The organism is Streptomyces cahuitamycinicus (assembly GCF_002891435.1).
Classification (GTDB): Bacteria; Actinomycetota; Actinomycetes; order Streptomycetales; family Streptomycetaceae; genus Streptomyces; species Streptomyces cahuitamycinicus.
The window spans coordinates 1-20,658 of the sequence record NZ_POUC01000113.1 but is presented as its reverse complement, the minus strand read 5'-3'; the positions used below and the strand labels follow the sequence as shown (position 1 = coordinate 20,658).

At 71.7% G+C, this 20,658-nt stretch carries 17 protein-coding genes and 1 pseudogene; 11 read left to right on the top strand and 7 right to left on the bottom strand.

Translation table 11 applies throughout. The annotated features are described in order from the left end of the window. Positions 1-228 precede the first annotated feature (228 nt). A complete protein-coding gene (locus C1J00_RS17465) occupies positions 229-1,107 on the bottom strand; it encodes a LysR substrate-binding domain-containing protein (protein ID WP_102910007.1) in 879 nt (292 codons plus the stop codon). 162 nt (positions 1,108-1,269) lie between these two features. Between C1J00_RS17465 and C1J00_RS17460 the strand changes: the two genes are divergently transcribed. Further along, on the top strand, positions 1,270-2,337 hold the full coding sequence (locus tag C1J00_RS17460; RefSeq protein ID WP_180989580.1) for a bile acid:sodium symporter family protein: 1,068 nt from the start codon (positions 1,270-1,272) through the stop codon (positions 2,335-2,337). Here the strand turns inward: C1J00_RS17460 and C1J00_RS17455 are convergent. The 6 genes from C1J00_RS17455 to C1J00_RS17430 all read right to left on the bottom strand — a co-directional run bounded on the left by C1J00_RS17455 (position 2,273) and on the right by C1J00_RS17430 (position 10,264). Further along, positions 2,273-3,511, bottom strand: coding sequence for a DUF5005 domain-containing protein (locus tag C1J00_RS17455; protein WP_102910005.1), 1,239 nt, complete (start codon positions 3,509-3,511; stop codon positions 2,273-2,275). The two genes, C1J00_RS17460 and C1J00_RS17455, sit on opposite strands and share 65 nt — an antisense overlap. 316 nt (positions 3,512-3,827) lie before the next feature. Continuing rightward, positions 3,828-4,676, bottom strand: a complete 849-nt coding sequence (gene fdhD, locus C1J00_RS17450) for a formate dehydrogenase accessory sulfurtransferase FdhD (RefSeq protein WP_102910004.1) — start codon at positions 4,674-4,676, stop codon at positions 3,828-3,830. Positions 4,677-4,683: 7 nt separating this feature from the next. Further along, the gene (locus C1J00_RS17445; RefSeq protein WP_102910003.1) at positions 4,684-5,544 is read right to left on the bottom strand and encodes a 2Fe-2S iron-sulfur cluster-binding protein; all 861 of its coding nucleotides are present in this window, start codon (positions 5,542-5,544) and stop codon (positions 4,684-4,686) included. Next, entirely contained in the window at positions 5,541-7,364 is a 1,824-nt protein-coding gene (locus C1J00_RS17440; RefSeq protein ID WP_102910002.1) for an NAD(P)H-dependent oxidoreductase subunit E, read from the bottom strand. The genes C1J00_RS17445 and C1J00_RS17440 overlap by 4 nt, the downstream gene beginning before the upstream one ends. A gap of 6 nt (positions 7,365-7,370) precedes the next feature. Next, positions 7,371-9,296: a molybdopterin oxidoreductase family protein gene (locus C1J00_RS17435; RefSeq protein ID WP_102910001.1), complete on the bottom strand. Its 1,926-nt coding sequence runs from the start codon at positions 9,294-9,296 to the stop codon at positions 7,371-7,373. Then, a complete protein-coding gene (locus C1J00_RS17430) occupies positions 9,293-10,264 on the bottom strand; it encodes a 2-dehydropantoate 2-reductase (protein WP_102910000.1) in 972 nt (323 codons plus the stop codon). The genes C1J00_RS17435 and C1J00_RS17430 overlap by 4 nt, the downstream gene beginning before the upstream one ends. A gap of 347 nt (positions 10,265-10,611) precedes the next feature. Here C1J00_RS17430 and C1J00_RS17425 point away from each other — a divergent pair, with 347 nt between their 5' ends. From C1J00_RS17425 to C1J00_RS17385, 10 genes and pseudogenes are all read left to right on the top strand, one after another. Next, positions 10,612-11,943 (top strand): OFA family MFS transporter, encoded by a 1,332-nt coding sequence (locus C1J00_RS17425; protein WP_102909999.1) that lies wholly within the window; start codon positions 10,612-10,614, stop codon positions 11,941-11,943. After that, positions 11,912-12,052, top strand: coding sequence for an MFS transporter small subunit (locus C1J00_RS45300; protein WP_180989579.1), 141 nt, complete (start codon positions 11,912-11,914; stop codon positions 12,050-12,052). Before C1J00_RS17425 ends, C1J00_RS45300 begins: the two co-directional genes overlap by 32 nt. Before the next feature lie 168 nt (positions 12,053-12,220). Next, positions 12,221-13,159, top strand: a complete 939-nt coding sequence (locus C1J00_RS17420; protein ID WP_102909998.1) for a beta-ketoacyl-ACP synthase III — start codon at positions 12,221-12,223, stop codon at positions 13,157-13,159. 147 nt (positions 13,160-13,306) lie between these two features. Next, positions 13,307-13,984, top strand: a complete 678-nt coding sequence (locus C1J00_RS17415) for a GntR family transcriptional regulator (RefSeq protein ID WP_102909997.1) — start codon at positions 13,307-13,309, stop codon at positions 13,982-13,984. 208 nt (positions 13,985-14,192) lie between these two features. Next, entirely contained in the window at positions 14,193-15,374 is a 1,182-nt protein-coding gene (locus C1J00_RS17410; protein ID WP_102909996.1) for an ROK family transcriptional regulator, read from the top strand. A gap of 107 nt (positions 15,375-15,481) precedes the next feature. Next, positions 15,482-16,999: a sugar ABC transporter ATP-binding protein gene (locus tag C1J00_RS17405; RefSeq protein WP_102909995.1), complete on the top strand. Its 1,518-nt coding sequence runs from the start codon at positions 15,482-15,484 to the stop codon at positions 16,997-16,999. After that, positions 16,996-18,015, top strand: a complete 1,020-nt coding sequence (locus C1J00_RS17400) for an ABC transporter permease (protein WP_102909994.1) — start codon at positions 16,996-16,998, stop codon at positions 18,013-18,015. Before C1J00_RS17405 ends, C1J00_RS17400 begins: the two co-directional genes overlap by 4 nt. A gap of 17 nt (positions 18,016-18,032) precedes the next feature. After that, positions 18,033-19,079 carry a substrate-binding domain-containing protein gene (locus tag C1J00_RS17395; protein WP_102909993.1) on the top strand — a complete coding sequence of 349 codons (1,047 nt, stop codon included), beginning with the start codon at positions 18,033-18,035 and terminating at the stop codon, positions 19,077-19,079. A 55-nt stretch (positions 19,080-19,134) separates the two neighbouring features. Continuing rightward, on the top strand, positions 19,135-20,346 hold the full coding sequence (locus C1J00_RS17390; protein ID WP_102909992.1) for a Gfo/Idh/MocA family protein: 1,212 nt from the start codon (positions 19,135-19,137) through the stop codon (positions 20,344-20,346). 14 nt (positions 20,347-20,360) lie between these two features. Beyond that, a pseudogene (locus C1J00_RS17385) lies at positions 20,361-20,658 on the top strand (TIM barrel protein); the annotation flags it as partial.

The following is a 20,658-nucleotide window of genomic DNA, read 5'->3' as shown; positions in this document are numbered from 1 at the left end:
GGGGTGCGAAGGTGGGGATCGCTCCGGTCCGCGCTGGTCAGCGAGGGAAAAAGCGCTCACATGGGGAAGGGTCGGACACAATCCTGACGGTTGAGTAAGTTTCGGTGCCGTAATCTCCACCGAATCTGTACGTGTCCGGCCGCGGTGCGACGGGCCGCGGAGCGGGCTCTCCTCTGTCAGCGGGACAGCGGCGGATTGTGTCACTCCGATTCGTCGCGGCCCGTTTCGTCACAGCCCCTTGCGCTCGCTGCGGTGCAGCCGGTCCCCGCCCGCCAGGATCGCCGCCGCCAGGGCGTCCGCCGCGCCCTGGGCGGAGGGCCGGCGGCGGCCGTGGACGAGCACGAAGTCGACCTGCCCCAGTTCCGGCAGCCCCGCCCGGTCCGGGACCCGGACCAGCCCCGGCGGGATGAGACCGCGGGAGTGGGCCATCACGCCGAGGCCCGCCCGGGCCGCCGCGACGAGGCCGTTGAGGCTGCCGCTGGTGCACACCACCCGCCACGGGCGGCCCTGCCGCTCCAGGGCCTCCAGGGCGAGCGCGCGGGTGATGCCCGGCGGTGGGTAGACGATGAGCGGCACCGGGCGGTCCGGGTCCAGCCGGAGGCGTTCCGCGCCGATCCACACCAGCCGGTCGTGCCGGACCAGCTCGCCCCGCGGGTCCTCGGGCCGCCGCTTGGCAAGGACGAGGTCCAGCTTCCCGGCGGCCAGCTGCTCGTGCAGTGTGCCCGACAGCTCGACCGTCAGCTCCAGGTCGACTTCCGGGTGCTCGTGCCGGAAGCCCTCCAGGATCTCCGGCAGCCGGGTCAGCACGAAGTCCTCCGAGGCGCCGAAGCGCAGCCGGCCCCGCAGCCGGGTGCCCGCGAAGAAGGCCGCCGCCTGCTCGTGCACCTCCAGGATCCGGCGCGCGAAGCCGAGCATGGCCTCGCCGTCCTCCGTCAGCTCGACCGAGTGCGTGTCCCGGGTGAACAGCGTCCGCCCGGCGGCGTCTTCCAGCCGTCGCACGTGCTGGCTGACCGTCGACTGCCGCAGCCCGAGCCGCCGCGCGGCCTGCGTGAAGCTCAGCGTCTGCGCCACCGAGAGGAACGTGCGCAGATGGGACGGGTCGTACATGGGACCCAGGTTATCGCGGAACGTGATGACAGTGAGAGTCGTATACCGGATTCCCGATCGCCGAGTCGGGGAGCACGATGGGAGGGGGCCGCCGCGGCCCTGGGACCGACCGAAGTACCAAGCAAGTGGAGCACCGTGAAACGCCTGCAGTGGCCGAGCTGGATGCCGATCGACCCCTACATCCTGCTCCTCCTCGGGACGGTGGGCCTCGCCGCGCTGTTCCCGGCGCGCGGACCGGCCGCCGAGGTCGCCTCGGGTGCCTCCACGGCCGCGGTCGCCCTCCTCTTCTTCCTCTACGGCGCCAGGCTCTCCACGCGTGAGGCACTCGACGGCCTGCGGCACTGGCGGCTCCACGTCACGGTCCTGGCCTGCACCTTCCTCGTCTTCCCGCTGCTCGGGCTCGCGGCCCGCGGGCTGGTGCCGGTGATCCTCACGCACCCGCTCTACCAGGGCCTGCTCTTCCTCACACTGGTCCCGTCGACCGTCCAGTCGTCGATCGCCTTCACCTCGATGGCCCGCGGCAACGTGCCCGCCGCGATCTGCGCGGGCTCCTTCTCCTCCCTGGTCGGCATCGTCGCCACCCCCCTGCTGGCCGCCTCGCTGCTCGGCGGCAGCGGCGGCGGCTTCTCCGCCGACTCGCTGCTGAAGATCGTGCTGCAACTGCTGGTCCCCTTCCTAGCGGGGCAGCTGCTGCGGCGCTGCGGAGTCAGGAGGGGCCGCGCGAGGCGCGTCGCGCAGGACGGTGGTGGGCGACGGGAGGGCGGCTTCGTCACCCGTCACAAGCGGGTCCTCGCCCTGGTGGACCGCGGCTCGATCCTGCTCGTCGTCTACACCGCGTTCAGCGCGGGCGTGGTCCAGGGCATCTGGCACCAGGTCAGCCCCGCGCGGCTGGGCGGCCTGGTCGCCGTCGAGGCGGTCATCCTCGCCGTGATGCTGCTGCTGACCTGGTACGGCGGCAAGGCGCTGCGCTTCGGCCGGGCGGACCGGATCGCCATCCAGTTCGCCGGCTCGAAGAAGTCCCTGGCCGCCGGACTGCCCATGGCGAGCGTCCTGTTCGGCGCGCAGGCGGCCCTCGCCGTGCTGCCGCTGATGCTCTTCCACCAGATGCAGCTGATCGTGTGCGCGGTGATCGCCAAGCGGCGCGCGCGGGAAGCGGCGGCGGAGGTCAGCGCGCCGCAGCCAGCCGCAGCGACACGAACCGCGGCCGGTACAGGGACACGTTCCGGCTGAGCTGGGCGGCCGCGCCCGTCGTCTCCAGCCAGTTGACGTCGTAGCTCAGGACGAGCCGTCCCGCACCGCTCAGCACCGGGTGCGCCTGCGGGTTGTAGGCGGCCACCTGCCCCTGCGGCAGCGGCGGGCTGAACTCCTTCGCCGGACCGTGCCACGGCCCGGCGGGAGAGCAGGCCCAATAGGACGCCACGGTGGTCAGTCCCTTCGGGCCCGCGGCCATCGTGAACAGCACGTACGTGCCGCCGTCCCGGACGACCGAGAACGCGCTGCCCACGCCCTTGCGCCGCTCGTCCCCGAGCACCGGCCGGGGCCGGGCGCGGGGCACCCACGCCGAGCCGCTCCAGTACTGCCACGCCGACGGGTCCGCCAGCCCGCCCTCCGGGACCCGCGCCGCGTACGCGTGCGAGACGGGGCGGGAGGCGGGCCGCCGGTCGTCGCCGCCGAACACATAGGTCCAGCCGCCCTCCTCGACCAGCGTCGTGCCGAACAGCACACGCCGGGACGGGTCGGCGACCGGCCGCTGGTCGAGCACCTCGACGATCGACTCCAGGCGCAGCCCGGGCAGCGACAGGGTGGCGACCTCGGTCGCGGAGGGCACACCGTAGATCCAGGGGGACTGTCCTGCCGTCCGCACCCACAGCAGCACCCGGACGACCTGCTCCGAAGAGCCCGGCGAGCGGGGTTCGACGCGGGCGGCGACCGGCCAGCGCCACTGGTTCGGCGCCGGGTCGGCGAACAGCGGGGCGGGCAGGGTGGATTCGAGGCGGCCGTCGCGCATCAGCACGGCGGAGTTGCGCACCAGCGGTGTGGTGGCGTCCCGCCAGGCGTAGGACTCGCCGTGCGGGTTGGGCGGACCGTGGACCCGGCCCAGGTAGGTGTCCGAGAACAGCCACAGCACCCGGCCGTCGGGCAGCCGCACGGAGTGGGTGCCGTCGCCGCCGGTCCAGTCGTCCGTGCGGCCCGCGTCGTCGCCGTAGCGCGCGAATTCGGCGGTGAGGCCGTCGTCCGCCTTCCAGGAGCCGACCGTGAGCGCGCGGCAGCCTCCGTCGTCGTCCGGACCGTCGTCGCCGGGCAGGGCGATGAGCAGTGCGGCGCCGAGAACCAGGACCAGCAGCAGGCCGATCCCGGTTCCCGTGCGCTGTCGAGCTCGTAATGCTCCTGAGTCGTCGGGCACGCCGTGTGACGTTAGTGGCTGCCGTTCACCTGGTCCATGGGCGGCCACAGCACCGGGCCCCGCGAAGCCGCTCCCGAGGCGCCGGCGGCCGGTTCCGTCAGGGGGCAGGGCGACCTTGCCCGGGTTGGACCGGCCCCTCGATCCCCCTGTGCGCCTTCGGAGGCGAACGCGAGCAGTTCACGGGCATGCTGCGGCGCATGTCCCGCACGGGTGACTGATCGCTGCGGCGAGGGGCCGGGCCGAGGCGGGGCCCCTGCGGCGCAGGGGGCGCTCCCCGCCGGTCGGGGCCCCGCCGCCGTGTCGCGGGGGAACCTGTTCAGCCCTGGGCGGCCGCGGCCCGCAGAGCGACCCGGTCCTCACCCGCGTACACGTTCATGGAGCTGCCCCGCAGGAAGCCCACCAGCGTCAGGCCCGTCTCGGCGGCCAGGTCCACCGCCAGCGAGGACGGTGCCGACACGGCCGCCAGGACCGGGATGCCGGCCATCACGGCCTTCTGCGCCAGCTCGAAGGAGGCCCGGCCCGAGACGAGCAGAATCGCCCGGGACAGCGGCAGCTCCCCGTTCTGCAGGGCGCGCCCGACCAGCTTGTCGACCGCGTTGTGCCGGCCCACGTCCTCCCGGACGTCCAGCAGCTCGCCCTCCTCCGTGAAGAGGGCCGCCGCGTGCAGGCCGCCGGTCCGGTCGAAGACCCGCTGGGCCGCGCGCAGCCGGTCGGGCAGGCTCGCGAGCAGCTCGGGAGCGACCCGGACCGGGGGAGTGTCGGCGATGGGCCAGCGGGCCGTGGTGCGCACGGCGTCCAGCGACGCCTTGCCGCACAGCCCGCAGGACGACGTCGTGTAGACGTTGCGCTCCAGGGTGATGTCGGGGATCACCAGCCCGGGGGCCGTCTGCACGTCGACCACGTTGTAAGTGTTGGAGCCGTCGACCGTGGCCCCGGCGCAGTAGACGATGTTCCGCAGGTCCCGCTGCCCGCCCAGCACCCCCTCGCTCACCAGGAAGCCCGCCGCCAGGGCGAAGTCGTCACCCGGGGTGCGCATGGTGATCGCCAGCGGCTTGCCGTTGAGCCGGATCTCCAGAGGTTCCTCGGCGACGAGGGTGTCCGGGCGGCTGGAGACCACCCCGTCGCGGATGCGGAGCACCTTGCGTCGTTCCGTGACTCGTCCCATGTCCTGATCAGCCCCGGTTCTGTACGTGCTGGTAGCCGAAGCGGCCCTTGATGCAGAGGTTGCCGTGGGTCACCGGATTGTCGTGCGGTGACGTGACCTTCACGATCTCATTGTCCTGCACGTGCAGCGTCAGGTTGCAGCCCACTCCGCAATACGCGCACACCGTGGTCGTCTCCGTCTGGGCGGACTCGTCCCACGTGCCCGCCGCCCGCATGTCGAACTCGGACTTGAACGACAGCGCGCCCGTCGGGCACACCTCGATGCAGTTGCCGCAGTACACGCACGCCGAGTCGGTGAGCGGGGCGTCGTGCTCCACGGCGATCCGGGCGTCGAAGCCGCGCCCCGCGACCGAGATCGCGAAGGTGTTCTGCCACTGGTCGCCGCAGGCGTCGACGCACTTGTAGCAGAGGATGCACTTGTCGTAGTCGCGCACGTACAGGTCGTTGTCGATCCTCGGCTCCTCGTCGAGCCGGGCCGCGTCCGGGCCGAAGCGGTCCGGCTTCGCCTCGTACTCCTTGAGCCACCCGGCGACCTTCGGCGTCGTCGACAGGTCGACCGAGGACGCGAGCAGTTCCAGGACGACCTTGCGGCTGTGCCGGGCGCGCTCGGTGTCCGTGCGGACCTCCATGCCCGGCTCCGCCTTGCGCGAGCAGGCCGGGACGAGCGTCCTGGCCCCCTCGACCTCGACGACACAGACCCGGCACGCGTTCTTCGGGCGCAGCGTGTCGCCCTCGCACAGGGTAGGAACGTCCTTCCCGGCCGCCCGGCAGGCGTCCAGTACGGTCGAGCCCTCGGGGACCCGGGCCTCCTCGCCGTCGATCGTGAACTCCAGCATGCGGCGCGGGATCCCCAGCGGTGTGACGGTCATTCGTACGCCCCCAGACGGTCGATGGCGGATTCCACGGCGTTCCACGCGGTCTGCCCGAGACCGCAGATCGAGGCGTCCCGCATCGCGCGGCCGACCTCCCTCAGCAGCGCGATGTCCCCGGCGGCGTCGGCGCCCGTGCGCTCCACGATCCGGTGCAGCGCCTCCTCCTGCCGCACCGTCCCGACCCGGCACGGTACGCACTGGCCGCACGACTCGTCGCGGAAGAACTCCGCGATGCGCAGCAACAGCCGGGGGAGGGGCACGCTGTCGTCGAAGGCCATCACGACTCCGGAGCCCAGGGTCGTGCCTGCCTCGCGCGTGCCCTCGAAGGTGAGCGGGATGTCCAGCTCGTCGGCCCGGACGAAACCGCCGGCCGCCCCGCCGAGCAGCACCGCCCGCAGCCCGGCACGCACCCCGGCCAGGGTGAGCACGTCGCCCAGCGTCGCGCCGAACGGCACCTCGTAGACACCGGGCCGCTCCACGCTCCCGGACACGCAGAACAGCTTCGGGCCGGTGGAGCGCCCGGTGCCGATCGCCGCGTACGCCGGGGCGCCCATGGTCAGGACCGGCAGGACGTTGACCAGCGTCTCCACGTTGTTCTCCACCGTCGGCTTGCCGAACAGGCCCTTCTCCACGGGGAACGGCGGCTTCGAGCGGGGCTCGCCCCGGTAGCCCTCGATGGAGTTGAACAGGGCCGTCTCCTCACCGCAGATGTAGGCGCCCGCGCCGCGCCGGATCTCGATGTCGAAGGCGTAGCCCTGCCCGAGCACGTCGTCGCCGAGCAGACCGCGCGCACGGGCCTGGCCGATCGCGTGCTCAAGGAGGTGCAGGGCGCGCGGGTATTCGCCGCGCAGGTAGAGGTGGCCCTTGTGGGCGCCCGTCGCGTACCCGGCGATCGTCATGGCTTCGACCAGCGCGTACGGGTCCCCCTCCATGAGTACCCGGTCTTTGAAGGTGCCCGGCTCGGACTCGTCGGCGTTGCAGACGAGGTAGTGCGGATGATCGGGCTGGGACGCCGTGGCCTGCCACTTGCGGCCGGTGGGGAAGGCCGCGCCGCCCCGCCCGACCAGGCCCGAGTCGGTGACCTCGCGGATCACCCCGGCGGGGCCCAGCTCGAAGGCCCGGCGCAGGGCGGTGTAGCCGCCGTGGGCGCGGTAGTCGTCCAGGGACGACGGGTCGACCACGCCGACGCGGTGCAGCAGCATCAGGCCGTCCTGTCCGGCCTGGGGCACCGCGAGCGCGGCCGGGGGCTCCTCCGGCGCGGAGTCGGGGGCGCTCGCGGCGAGCACGGCTTGTTCGACGGTCGTCGGGGCCGAGACGGCCGTACGGACCGGGTCCCCGGCCTTGATCGCGAGTGCGGCCGGGGCGCGTTCGCACAGACCCAGGCAGGGGCTGCGCTCGACCGCGACCCCGCTGCCGAGGCCCAGCCGCGCCTCGATCCCCGCCCACAGCTGCGGCGCCCCGGCCGCCGCGCACGCCAGGTCGGTGCAGACGTGGAGCACGGTCGCCGGACGTGGCTTCACGGAGAACATGGCGTAGAAGGTGGCGACCCCGTACGCCTCCGCCGGCGGCACCGTGAGCCGCCGGCACAGGTAGTCGAGGGCGCCGTCGCTGATCCAGCCGATCCGGTCGTTGATCGCGTGCAGCCCCGGCAGCAGCAGGTGGCGGCGGTCCCGGGCCTCGCGTCCGCCGCGGGCCCACCTCAGGTCCGAGTCGGAGCGGTCGGCGCCCTCCCACGAGGATTCCGGAGGGCCGAGCAGGGCGTCGACGGCCGCCCGTTCGTCGTCCGTCGGTTTGCTGTCGCCGAAGTGCAGGTCCACAGTGCGTCACCCCACGATGGTCGCGACGGGCAGTTTCTCGATCCGGATCGCCGACGCCTTGAACTCCGCCGTCCCGGCGATCGGGCAGTTCGCCTCGATCGTCAGGGCGTTGGTGTCCACCTCGTCCGGGAAGTGCATGGTCATGAAGGCGAGCCCGGGCCGCAGTGCGGTGTCCACCCACACGGGGGCGGTCACGGACCCGCGCCGCGAGGTCACCCGGATGTGCTCGCCGACCACGACCCCGTAGCGCTCGGCGTCCTCCGGGCTCAGCTCGATGAACTCGCCGCGCCGCAGCGGCGAGGCGTAACCGCCGCTCTGCACACCGGTGTTGTACGAGTCGAGCCGTCGCCCGGTGGTGAGCCGGATCGGGTACCGGTCGTCGGTGAGGTCCACGGGCGGGTCGTGCTGCACGAGGCCGAAGGGCGCGAGCGGGCCGCGCCGGGAGGGGTCGGTCTCCCACAACCGGCCGTGCAGATAGGTGGGTTCGACGGCGTCCGTGTTCGGGCAGGGCCACTGGATGCCCTGGTGCTCGTCCAGGCGCTCGTACGTCATGCCGTAGTGGTCGGGCGAGACTGCCCTCAGCTCGTTCCACACGGTCTCCGCGTCGGCGTACTTCCAGTCGTGGCCGAGGCGGGCGGCGAGGTCGCAGATGATGTCGATGTCCTCGCGGGCCTCGCCGGGCGGGGTGACGGCCTTGCGGACACGCTGCACGCGCCGCTCGCTGTTGGTGGTGGTGCCGTCGGTCTCCGCCCAGCCGGCGGTGGCCGGCAGGACGACGTCCGCCAGCTCGGCCGTCTTCGTCAGGAAGATGTCCTGCACGACCAGGAAGTCCAGCGCCTTCAGCCGTCGCACGGCCCGCTCGCTGTCGGCCTCGGACTGGGCCGGGTTCTCGCCGATGCAGTAGACGGCCTCGAGGCTGCCGTCCTCCATGGCCTCGAACATCTCCGTGAGGTTCAGGCCGTAGTGCGGCTGGATGACGGTGTCCCAGGCCGACTCGAACTTCACCCGGACGTCCGGGTCGAGGATGTCCTGGAAGCCGGGCAGACGGTTGGGGATCGCGCCCATGTCGCCGCCGCCCTGCACGTTGTTCTGCCCGCGCAGGGGCTGCAGACCCGAGCCGTAGCGGCCCACGTGCCCGGTGAGCAGGGACAGGTTGATCAGGGCGCGGACGTTGTCGGTGCCGTTGTGGTGCTCGGTGATGCCGAGGGTCCAGCACAACTGGGCCCGTTCGGCACGGGCGTAGGCGTGCGCCAGCTCGCGGATCGCCGCCGCCGGCACGCCCGTCACCTTCTCGGCGAGGGACGGCGTCCACGGCTCGACCAGGTTCTTGTACTCCTCGAAACCGCTGGTCGCCCGCTCGATGAACGCCTCGTTCGCGAGCCCCGCGTGGATGATCTCGCGGCCGATCGCGTGGGCCATCGGGATGTCCGTACCGACGTTCAGCCCCATCCAGCTCTCCGCCCACTCGGCGGTCGAGGTGCGGCGCGGGTCGACCGCGTACATCCGGGCGCCGTTCCTGATGCCCTTCAGCACGTGCTGGAAGAAGATCGGGTGCGCGAAGCGGGCGTTGGAGCCCCACATCACGATGACGTCGGTGTGCTCGATCTCCTCGTACGACGACGTGCCGCCACCCGAGCCGAACGCCGCCGACAGGCCCGCCACGCTCGGGGCATGGCAGGTGCGGTTGCAGGAGTCGACGTTGTTGGTGCCCATGACGACCCGGGCGAACTTCTGGGCCACGTAGTTCATCTCGTTGGTCGCCCGGGCGCAGGAGAACAGGCCGAACGCGTCCCGGTTGCGTGCCAGACCCCGGGCGGCCCGGTCCAGGGCCTCCTCCCAGGTGGCCCGGCGGAAGGGTTCGTCGCGCGAGTCCCTGACCAGGGGGTGGGTGAGCCGGGTGTAGGTCTTCGGGCTTCGGTCGCGTTTGCTCATGCGGCGCTCCTCAGCGCGAGCAGGTCCGAGATGGCGTGCACGGTGCGCAGGGTGGGCACCTCCACGCCGGTGATGTCCGCCAACTCGACGACCGCCGCGAGGAGTACGTCGAGTTCGAGCGGTTTGCCGCGCTCCAGGTCCTGGAGCGTGGAGGTCCGGTGGTCGCCGACCCGCTCGGCGCCCGCGAGCCGGCGCTCGATGGAGACGCCGACCTCGCAGCCGAGGGCGTTCGCGACCGCGAGCGTCTCGGCCATCATGATCTCGATGACCTTGCGGGTGCCGCCGTGCAGGCACATCTGCCGCATGGTCGCGCGGGCCAGCGCGCTGATCGGGTTGAAGGAGATGTTGCCGAGCAGCTTGAGCCAGATGTCGCCCCGCAGCTCCGGTTCGACCGGGCACTTCAGCCCGCCCGCCCGCATGGCCTCGCTGAACGCCACGCACCGCGCGGACACGCTACGGTCGGGCTCGCCGATCGAGAACCGCGTGCCCTCCAAATGCCGGATGACGCCCGGCCCTTCGAGTTCGGTCGCCGCGTAGACGACACATCCGACGGCCCGTTCGGGCGCGAGCACCGCACTGACCGCGCCGTCCGGGTCCACGCTCTCGACGCGATGGCCGTCGTAGGGGCCGCCGTGCCGGTGGAAGTACCACCAGGGGATGCCGTTCTGGGCGGCCACGACAGCCGTCGTCTCGCCCAGCAGCGGCGCGATCAGCGGCCCGCACGCCGCGTACGCGTTGGCCTTCAGGCCGAGGAAGACGTAGTCGGCCGGGCCGACTTCGGCCGGGTCGTCGGTCGCGTGGGGGTGCGCGGTGAAGTCGCCGCGCGGGCTGAGCACCCGGACTCCGTGCCGCCTCATGGCCGCCAGATGCGGTCCACGGGCGATGAGATGCACATCGGCGCCCGCGCGGTGGAGCGCGGCGCCGACGTAGGCGCCGATGGCACCGGCGCCGAGAACTGCGACTTTCACGGGAACACTCCGTTCGGTTTGAGGGATACCGCGGAGGTGGCTGCCGTCCGGCCGCCTGACGGGTCGCGTATGGCTCGCGGACGGCTTGTGTCGACGAAATATTGTCTACAGTATGGAGGTTGGGGCGGCAAGGGTTCGTGCGCCGACCGTTCGGCGCGTGCCGGATATCGGTTCCGCATGCCGACCGTTCGGCGCATGGCGGATGCCGGTCCCCGTGTCGGCCGTTCGGTGCATACCGGATACCGGCCCCCGTGCCGACCGTTCGGCGCATGCCGGATACCGCTCACCGCATACGGTCGACGCGCCGCCTTCTCAACTCACGTGCGGATCCCTACCGTCCGGGGTTCATGAGTCCCCCAGTCGCGCCCCCGGGCTGGAGCCGCTGGCTCGTTCCGCCCGCCGCTCTCTCCGTCCATCTCTCCATCGGCCAGGCTTACGCCTGGAGCGTGTTCAAACCGCCCCTGGAGTCCGCGCTCGGTCTCAGCGGCACGCAGAGCGCGCTGCCCTTCCAGCTGGGCATCGTCATGCTGGGCCTGTCCGCCGCGTTCGGCGGCACTCTCGTGGAGCGCAAGGGTCCGCGCTGGGCGATGACCGTCGCCCTGGTCTGCTTCTCCTCCGGCTTCCTGCTCTCCGCGCTGGGCGCGTCCCTGGAGCAGTACTGGCTGATCGTGTTCGGCTACGGCTTCGTCGGCGGTATCGGTCTCGGCATCGGCTACATCTCGCCCGTCTCCACACTGATCAAGTGGTTCCCGGACCGGCCCGGCATGGCCACCGGCATCGCCATCATGGGCTTCGGTGGCGGCGCGCTCATCGCCTCGCCGTGGTCGGCCCAGATGCTGGAGTCGTTCGGCGGCGACAGCTCCGGGATCGCGCTGGCCTTCCTGGTGCACGGGCTGACGTACGCGGTCTTCATGCTGCTCGGCGTGCTGCTGGTGCGGGTGCCGCGCACGGAGAGGCCGGCGGACAGCGGGCCGGGCGTCCTCGCCGGCCCGCAGGTCTCCGCGAACCAGGCCATCCGCACCCCGCAGTTCTGGTGCCTGTGGATCGTGCTCTGCATGAACGTCACCGCCGGCATCGGCATCCTGGAGAAGGCCGCGCCGATGATCACGGACTTCTTCTCGGACACCTCCACACCGGTCTCGGTGACCGCCGCCGCCGGCTTCGTCGCGCTGCTGTCCGCGGCGAACATGGCGGGCCGCATCGGCTGGTCCTCGACGTCCGACCTCATCGGCCGCAAGAACATCTACCGCGTCTACCTGGGCGTCGGCGCCCTGATGTACGCGCTCATCGCCCTGTTCGGCGACTCCTCCAAGCCGCTGTTCGTCCTGTGCGCGCTGGTCATCCTCTCCTTCTACGGCGGGGGTTTCGCCACGGTTCCGGCGTATCTGAAGGATTTGTTCGGTACGTACCAGGTCGGTGCCATCCACGGGCGGCTGCTCACCGCCTGGTCCACGGCCGGAGTGCTCGGCCCGCTGATCGTGAACTGGATCGCCGACCGGCAGGAGGAGGCGGGCCGGCACGGTGCGTCCCTGTACGGACTGTCCTTCGTCATCATGATCGGGCTGCTCGTCGTCGGCTTCGTCGCCAACGAACTGATCCGGCCCGTCGACCCCCGCCACCACGATCCCGCCCCGAGGGAGGCCGCCCATGTCCGGCGAGCACAGTCAGAGTCCGCCTAGCCCGGACCGGCGGTGGCTGATCGCCTTCGCCTGGGTGTGGGTGGGCGTGCCGCTCGCCTACGGGCTGTACGAGCTGGTGCGCAAGGCCACACAGCTGTTCACCGGATAGAAACCAAGGTGCCGGGGCGGCGTCCGACAGGTGTCCGGGCGTCCGAGGTGCTGACCGAAGCTGACAACCCCGGCGCCGGTTTCCTGTCGCCTTGGATGCCGCCGTACCGGTGAGTCACTGATCAGACTGGGGGGTCCGCTACCCAAGGCAACGAGGGGGATCCACCCAATGAACGGCTCGCGCATCGCCGCCGTCGGCCACTACCAGCCCGCCAAGGTGCTCACCAACGAGGACCTGGCGGGCCTGGTGGACACCAGTGACGAGTGGATCAGGAGCCGGGTGGGCATCCGCACGCGCCACATCGCCGGCCCCGACGAACCGGTCGACGAACTGGCCGCCCACGCCGCCGCCAAGGCCCTCGCCGCCGCCGGTCTGAGCCCGGCCGACATCGACCTGGTGCTGGTCGCCACCTCCACCGCCATCGACCGCTCGCCCAACATGGCCGCCCGGGTCGCGGCCCGTCTGGGCATCCCGCAGGCCGCGACCATGGACCTCAACGTCGTGTGCGCCGGCTTCACCCACGCCCTGGCCACCGCCGACCACGCCGTCCGCGCGGGGGGCGCGAGCAGGGCGCTGGTCATCGGGGCCGACAAGATGTCCGAGGTGGCCGACTGGAGCGACCGCACCACGTGCGTGCTCGTCGGCGACGGAGCGGGCGCCGCGGTGGTGGAGGCCGCCGGTGAGCCGGCCATCGGGCCGGTGCTGTGGGGCTCGGTGCCCGAAATGGGCAACGCGGTGCGCATCGAGGGCACCCCGCCGCGCTTCGCCCAGGAGGGGCAGAGCGTCTACCGCTGGGCCACCACGCAGCTGCCGCCCATCGCGCGGCGGGCCTGCGAGCGGGCCGGTCTGGAACCGGCCGACCTGGCCGGAGTCGTGCTGCACCAGGCGAACCTGCGCATCATCGAACCCCTCGCGGAGAAGATCGGCGCCGTCAACGCCGTCGTCGCGCGCGATGTCACCGAGTCCGGCAACACCTCGGCCGCGAGCATCCCGCTGGCCTTCTCGAAGCTCATCGAGCAGGGTGCGGTCGCCACGGGCGACCCCGTGCTGCTGTTCGGCTTCGGCGGGAACCTGTCGTACGCGGGGCAGGTCGTGCGCTGCCCCTGAGCGGTGGGGCGGTGTGACGCGGTCAACTCCCCGAAACGCTGGCTCTTGTGCGCCGTAGACTGTAGACGAAAGACAATCGATACTTACTCTGCGGCGATACCGGCTCGCGCCGCGCTGTGCACGGCCCTGCCGAGGAGGGGGACCGCGATGCTGTCGACAGGCCTGCCCCAGGGGGCGGTACCCAAGCTGGAACGCCCGGGGCCGCTGCGTGATCGTGTCTACGAGGCACTGCTCGAACTCATCACCACCCGTGCGCTGCAGCCCGGCCAGCATCTCGTCGAGAGCGAACTCGCCGGGCATCTCGGCGTCTCCCGGCAGCCCGTGCGCGAGGCGCTGCAGCGCCTCAACACCGAGGGGTGGGTCGATCTGCGGCCCGCCCAGGGCGCGTTCGTGCACGAGCCGACGGAGGAGGAGGCCGACCAGCTCCTCACGGTCCGTACGCTCCTGGAGGCCGAGGCGGCCCGGCTCGCGGCGGCGGGCGCGAACACCGCGGGCATCGCCGCCCTGGAAGCGCTGTGCGCGGAGGGCGAGAAGGCCGTCGAGGCCGACGACGTGGACGGGGCCGTCGCCATGAACGCCCGCTTCCACGCCAAGATCATGGAGCTCGCCGGCAACGCGGTCCTCGCCGAACTCGCCGCCCAGGTCGACCGGCGCGTGCGCTGGTACTACACGCCGGTGGCCAGGCAGCGCGGTCGGCAGTCCTGGATCGAGCACCGCGAACTGATCGCCGCGGTCGCCGACCGGGACGAACAGCGCGCGACCCGGCTGATGCGCGACCACACGGAGCACACGCGCCGGTCGTACCACGCCCGTTCGCGCTCTTAGCCCCGTAGCGCCGCCCCGCCTCTCCGCGATGCTGGGCACCCGTCACCGCTGCTTTGTCCTGTGAGTGGAGAAAGTAGAGGGCAATTCCTGCGCGACTTCTTCCCACCTCCGGCAGCCGCTGCTACGTTCCCTCCGAAAGCACGCCACCGAGGTGGCGGAAAGCCGGCGCGCACAGGCCGATCGAGGCGGGGAGGGGCTCGTGAGACGTATGACCGCACGACCCGCGAACGCCCATCAGGCCAGGCTGCTCAGGCTGTTGCGCGACGGCGGCCCCAACTCCCGTGCGCAGCTGGGTGACCAGGTCGACCTCTCGCGGTCCAAGCTGGCCGTGGAGGTGGAACGGCTGCTGGAGACGGGGCTGGTCGTGGCCGACGGACTCGCCGCCTCGCGCGGTGGCCGCCGTTCCCACAACATCCGGCTCAACCCCGGGTTGCGCTTCCTCGGCGTCGACATCGGCGCGACCTCGGTCGACGTCGCCGTCACCAACGCCGAACTGGAGACCCTCGGGCACCTCAACCAGCCCATGGACGTGCGCGAAGGCCCCGTCGCGGTCTTCGAGCAGGTCCTCGCCATGGCCGCGAAACTGAGGGCCTCCGGGATCGCGGAAGGGTTCGACGGCGCCGGCATCGGCGTCCCGGGCCCGGTCCGATTCCCCGAGGGCATTCCGGTGGCACCGCCGATCATGCCAGGCTGGGACGGCTTCCCCGTGCGGGAGGCGCTCAGCCAGGAACTCGGCTGCCCGGTCATGGTCGACAACGACGTGAACCTCATGGCGATGGGGGAGCAGCACGCGGGCGTCGCCCGTACCGTCGCCGACTTCCTCTGCGTCAAGATCGGCACCGGCATCGGCTGCGGCATCGTGGTCGGCGGTGAGGTCTACCGCGGTACGACGGGGAGCGCCGGCGACATCGGGCACATCCAGGCCGTCCCCGACGGCCGCCCCTGCGCCTGCGGCAACCGGGGTTGCCTGGAGGCCCACTTCAGCGGGGCGGCCCTGGCCCGCGACGCCCTGGACGCCGCCCAGCAGGGCCTCTCGGTCGAACTGGCCTCGCGGCTGGAGACGAACGGCGGCCTCACCGCCGTCGACGTCGCCGCCGCGGCCTCCGCCGGTGACGCCACGGCCCTCGACCTGATCCGCGAGGGCGGCAACCGTACCGGCCAGGTCATCGCCGGCCTGGTCAGCTTCTTCAACCCGGGCCTGGTGGTGATCGGCGGCGGGGTGACCGGCCTCGGCCACACCCTGCTCGCCGCGATCCGCACCCAGGTCTACCGCCAGTCGCTGCCCCTGGCGACCGGCAACCTGCCCATCGTCCTGGGCGAGTTGGGCCCCACCGCCGGAGTCACCGGCGCGGCCCGGCTCATCAGTGACCACCTCTTCTCACCCGCGTAAGCACCGAGTTCAGTACGGCGTACCAGCACCGCGCCCTGCGCAATGCCCTGCTCCGCCTCGCTCCGCCCTGCCCTGAAACCGGCCCGCACGCCCGCCAAGGGGACCTCATGGCACCAGAACCACCGCTGCTCAGCATGTCCGGCATCACCAAGTCGTTCCCCGGAGTCCGGGCCCTCGACGGCGTCGACCTCGACGTCCAGGCCGGTGAGGTGCACTGCCTGCTCGGCCAGAACGGGGCCGGCAAGTCCACCCTCATCAAGGTGCTGGCCGGCGCCCACCAGCCCGACACCGGCGGCATCCGCTGGCGCGGCGAGGAGGTGACACTTCGTTCGCCGATCGCCGCCATGCGCCTCGGCATCGCCACCATCTACCAGGAACTCGATCTGGTGGAGCACCTGTCGGTGGCCGAGAACGTGCACCTGGGACACGAGCCGACCACGGCCGGGTTCGTCGTACGCGGTAAAGCGGCCAGGGCGTCAACGGCCGCCCTGCTCAAGCGACTCGGGCACCCCGAGATCGATCCGGCCCGGCTCGTGGGGGAGTTGCCGGCGGCGCAGCAGCAGATCGTGTCCATGGCCCGGGCGCTCTCCCACGACGTACGGCTCATCGTGATGGACGAGCCGTCCGCCGCCCTCGACCCGGACGAGGTCGACAACCTCTTCCGCATCGTCGGCGGCCTCACCGCCGCCGGAGTCGCCGTCGTCTACATCTCGCACCGCCTGGAGGAGATCCGCCGCATCGGCGACCGGGTGACCGTCCTGAAGGACGGCCGGGCCGTCGCGAACGGGCTCCCGGCGAAGTCCACCCCGACCCGCGAGGTCGTCGCCCTGATGACCGGCCGCAACGTCGAGTACGTCTTCCCCGACCGGCCCGTCTCGACGCCGACCGGCGAACCCGTCCTGAAAATCCGGGGGCTGTCCCGACAGGGGGAGTTCGAGGCCTTCGACCTCGACGTCCGGCCGGGCGAGATCGTCGGCCTCGCCGGACTCGTCGGCTCGGGCCGCTCCGAGATCCTGGAGACCGTCTACGGCGCCCGCAAACCGACGACCGGTCAAGTACAGGTCGGCGGCAAGGCCCTGAAGCCCGGCAGCGTACGGGCGGCCGTCCGGGCCGGACTCGGGCTCGCCCCCGAGGAACGCAAGGCGCAGGCCCTCCTGATGCTGGAATCCGTCACCCGCAACGTGTCGGTCTCCTCCATGTCCCGCTTCTCACGCGCCGGCTGGATCGACCGGGGCGCCGAACTCGGCGCCGCCCGGGCCGCGACGCGCGAGCTGTCGCTGAGGCCCGACAACCCGTCCGTGCCCGTGCGCACCCTGTCCGGCGGCAACCAGCAGAAGGCCGTCCTCGCCCGCTGGCTGCTGCGCGGCTGCAAGGTGCTGCTGCTCGACGAACCCACCCGCGGCGTCGACGTCGGCGCCCGCGCCGAGCTCTACGCGGTCATCCGCCGGCTGGCCGACGAGGGCCTCGCCGTGCTGCTGGTCTCCAGCGAGGTGCCCGAGGTGCTCGGTCTCGCCGACCGCGTCCTGGTGCTGCGCGAAGGCCGGGTCGTCCACACGGCATCCGCGCGCGAACTCGACGAACACCGCGTACTCGACCTGGTCATGGAAGGAAGCCCGGCGTCATGACGCAGCCCGTCTCCCCGCCCCGGGGCAGCAGCACCGGCAAGGTGCCCCCGGCCCAGCCCCCCGCCTGGCGCGGTGTGCTGGTCCGCGCCGACGTCCGCACGCTGTCCCTGCTCGGCGTCCTCGCCGCGCTGATCCTCATCGGCGGCATCACCAAGCCCGACGAGTTCCTGGACACCCGCAACCTGCAACTCGTCCTCACCCAGGCCTCGGTGATCGGTGTTGTCACCGTCGGCATGACCTTCGTCATCGTCTCCGGCGGCATCGACCTGTCGGTCGGCGCGATCGTCGCCCTGGCCTCCGTGTGGGCCACCACCCTCGCCACCCAGGAGTACGGCTTCGCCGGCATCCTCTTCACGGCGATGGTCGTCGGAGTGGGCTGCGGCCTGGTCAACGGGGTGCTCATCGCCTACGGCGCGATGGTCCCGTTCATCGCCACCCTCGCCATGCTGGCCTCCGCCCGCGGCCTCGCCCTGCAGATCACCGACGGCAAGACGCAGATCGTCACCGTGCCCTCGGTCCTCGACCTGGGGGAGCGCGACGCCTACGTCCTCGGCATCCCGCCGCTGGTCCTGGTGTTCGCCGTCGTCACCGTCATCGGCTGGCTGGTCCTCAACCGCACCACCTTCGGACGCCGCACCGTCGCCGTCGGCGGCAACCCGGAGGCCGCCCGGCTCGCCGGCATCGACGTCCGCCGCCAGCGGCTCTACCTGTACCTGCTGTCCGGGCTGTGCTGCGGCATCGCCGCCTTCCTGCTGATCGTCCTGGCCGGCTCCGGCCAGAACACCAACGGCAACCTCTACGAACTCGACGCCATCGCCGCCGCGATCATCGGCGGCACCCTCCTCACCGGCGGGCGGGGCACCATCACCGGCTCCGTGCTCGGCGTCCTGATCTTCACCACGATCACCAACATCTTCGCCCTGAACAACCTGCAGAGCGACGTCCAGCAGATCGCCAAGGGCGCGATCATCGTCGCCGCCGTGCTGGTCCAGCGCCGTACCGCGAGCACGACCTGAGGAAAGGGTTCCCCGCCATGCCAGAGATCACGAGCCGCAGAGGGCTGCTCTTCGGGGCCGCCGCGGTCTCCGCCGGTGCCCTCATCACGGGGTGCACGAGCAACGAGCCGTCCGACTCCAAGGACGAACCGGCCGGCAACGACCAGCCGGCCGCCGACGACAAGCCCGGCAAGCAGGTCACCATCGGCTTCGCCGGGCCCCAGGCCGACCACGGCTGGCTCAACGCCATCAACGACAACGCCAAGAGCCGCGCCGAGAAGTACTCCGACGTCACCCTGGAGATCACCGAGGGTTCCAACGACACCGCCCAGCAGATCGGCCAGATCGAGACCCTCATCAACAAGAAGGTCGACGTCCTGGTCGTGCTGCCCGCCGACGGCAAGGCCCTCACCCAGGTCGGCCTGAAAGCCATGCGCGCCGGCATCCCGGTCGTCAACCTCGACCGGATCTTCAACTCCCCGCAGGCGTACCGCTGCTGGATCGGCGGCGACAACTACGGCATGGGCCTCAACGCCGGGCACTACATCGGCGAGAAGCTCAAGGGCAAGTCCGGCGCCCGCGTCATCGAACTGGCCGGACTGGACAACCTGGAGCTCACCAAGCAGCGCACCCAGGGCTTCGACGACGCCCTGAAGAACTACCCCAACATCAAGAAGGTCGCCCGCCAGGCCGCCGAGTTCACCGTCGAGTCGGGGCAGGCCAAGATGGCCCAGCTGCTCCAGGCCCAGTCGAAGGTCGACGCGCTGTGGAACCACGACGACGACCAGGGCGTGGGCGCCCTGCGCGCCATCGAGCAGGCAGGGCGCGACGACTTCCTGATGGTCGGCGGCGCCGGCGCGCTCTCCGCCTTCCAGGCCATCAAGCAGGACGACGGCGTGCTCAAGGCGACCGTGCTGTACCCGCCGACCATGGCCGCCTCCGCGATCGACCTCGCCCGCGCCCTCGGGCAGAGCAAGGGCATCGGCGGCCTCGCCGAGTTCGAGATCCCGTCGTCGCTCACGCTCTACTCGGCCGTCGTCGACAAGACCAACGTCGACCAGTACATGTCCACCGGCTTCAAGTGAGCCACCCCGCACCCCCCACGTGCGCCACCCCGACCAGGACGAGGAGGACACCCGAATGGGACAGCCGCAGGAGCAGCCGGAGGGGACCGAGGCGGGCAAGCCACCCCTGCGCGTGGGGATGGTGGGCTACGCCTTCATGGGCGCCGCCCACTCCCAGGGCTGGCGCACCGCGGGCCGCGTCTTCGACCTGCCGCTGAACCCCGTGCAGGCCGTGATCTGCGGCCGGGACGCGGCCGCCGTCCGCGCGGCGGCGTCCCGGCACGGCTGGGCCGCCACCGAGACCGACTGGCGGGTCCTCGTCGAACGCGACGACGTCGACCTCGTCGACATCTGCACCCCCGGCGACAGTCACGCCGAGATCGCCCTGGCCGCCCTGGCCGCGGGCAAGCACGTGCTGTGCGAGAAGCCGCTGGCCAACACCGTCGAGGAAGCCACCTCGATGGTGCTGGCGGCCGAGGAGGCGCACGCACGCGGCCAGGTGGCGATGGTCGGCTTCAACTACCGCCGGGTGCCCGCCACCGCCCAGGCCCGCCGCATGGTCGCCGAGGGCCGCCTGGGCAGGCTGCGGCACGTGCGCGTGACGTACCTCCAGGACTGGCTGGTCGACCCGCAGTTCCCGCTGACCTGGCGGCTGCGCAGGGAGCAGGCCGGTTCGGGCTCGCTAGGCGACCTGGGCGCACACATCGTCGACCTCGCGCAGTACCTGGTGGGGGAGCCGCTCGCGGGCGTCTCCGCGCTGACGGAGACCTTCGTACGGGAACGGCCCCTGCCCACCGGGGCGACCAGCGGACTGTCCGCCGTCACGTCGGCCGGCACCGGCCAGGTCACCGTCGACGACGCCGCCCTGTTCACGGCCCGCTTCCCCTCCGGCGCCCTCGCCTCCTTCGAGGCCACCCGCTACGCCACCGGCCGCAAGAACGCCCTGCGCATCGAACTCAACGGCGAGCGCGGCTCGCTCGCCTTCGACCTGGAGCGGCTCAACGAGCTGTCCTTCCACGACGGCACCGAGCCCGGCACCGAGGCCGGCTTCCGCCGCATCCTCGTCACCGAACCCGACCATCCCTACCTGGACGCCTGGTGGCCGCCGGGACACGGCCTCGGCTACGAGCACACCTTCGTCCACCAGGCCCGCGACCTCGTCCACGCCATCGCCGAGGGCCGCCGCCCCGAACCCTCCTTCGCCGACGGGCTGCAGGTGCAGCGCGTACTCGCGGCGGTGGAGGAGAGCGCCGAGAAGAACTCCGTCTACACACCGATCGCGGTCTGAGGAGGCACCTTTCGATGCCGCGCACTTTCACGCTCTTCACCGGCCAGTGGGCGGACCTGCCCCTGGAGGAAGTCTGCCGCCTGGCACGCGACTTCGGCTACGACGGCCTCGAACTCGCCTGCTGGGGCGATCATTTCGAAGTCGACAAGGCGCTGTCCGACCCTGGGTACCTCGACGGCCGCCGCGCCCTGCTCGACAAGTACGGCCTGAAGTGCTGGGCGATCTCCAACCACCTGGTCGGCCAGGCCGTCTGCGACGCCATCATCGACGAACGCCACCAGGCCATCGTGCCGGGAGGGGTGTGGGGCTGTC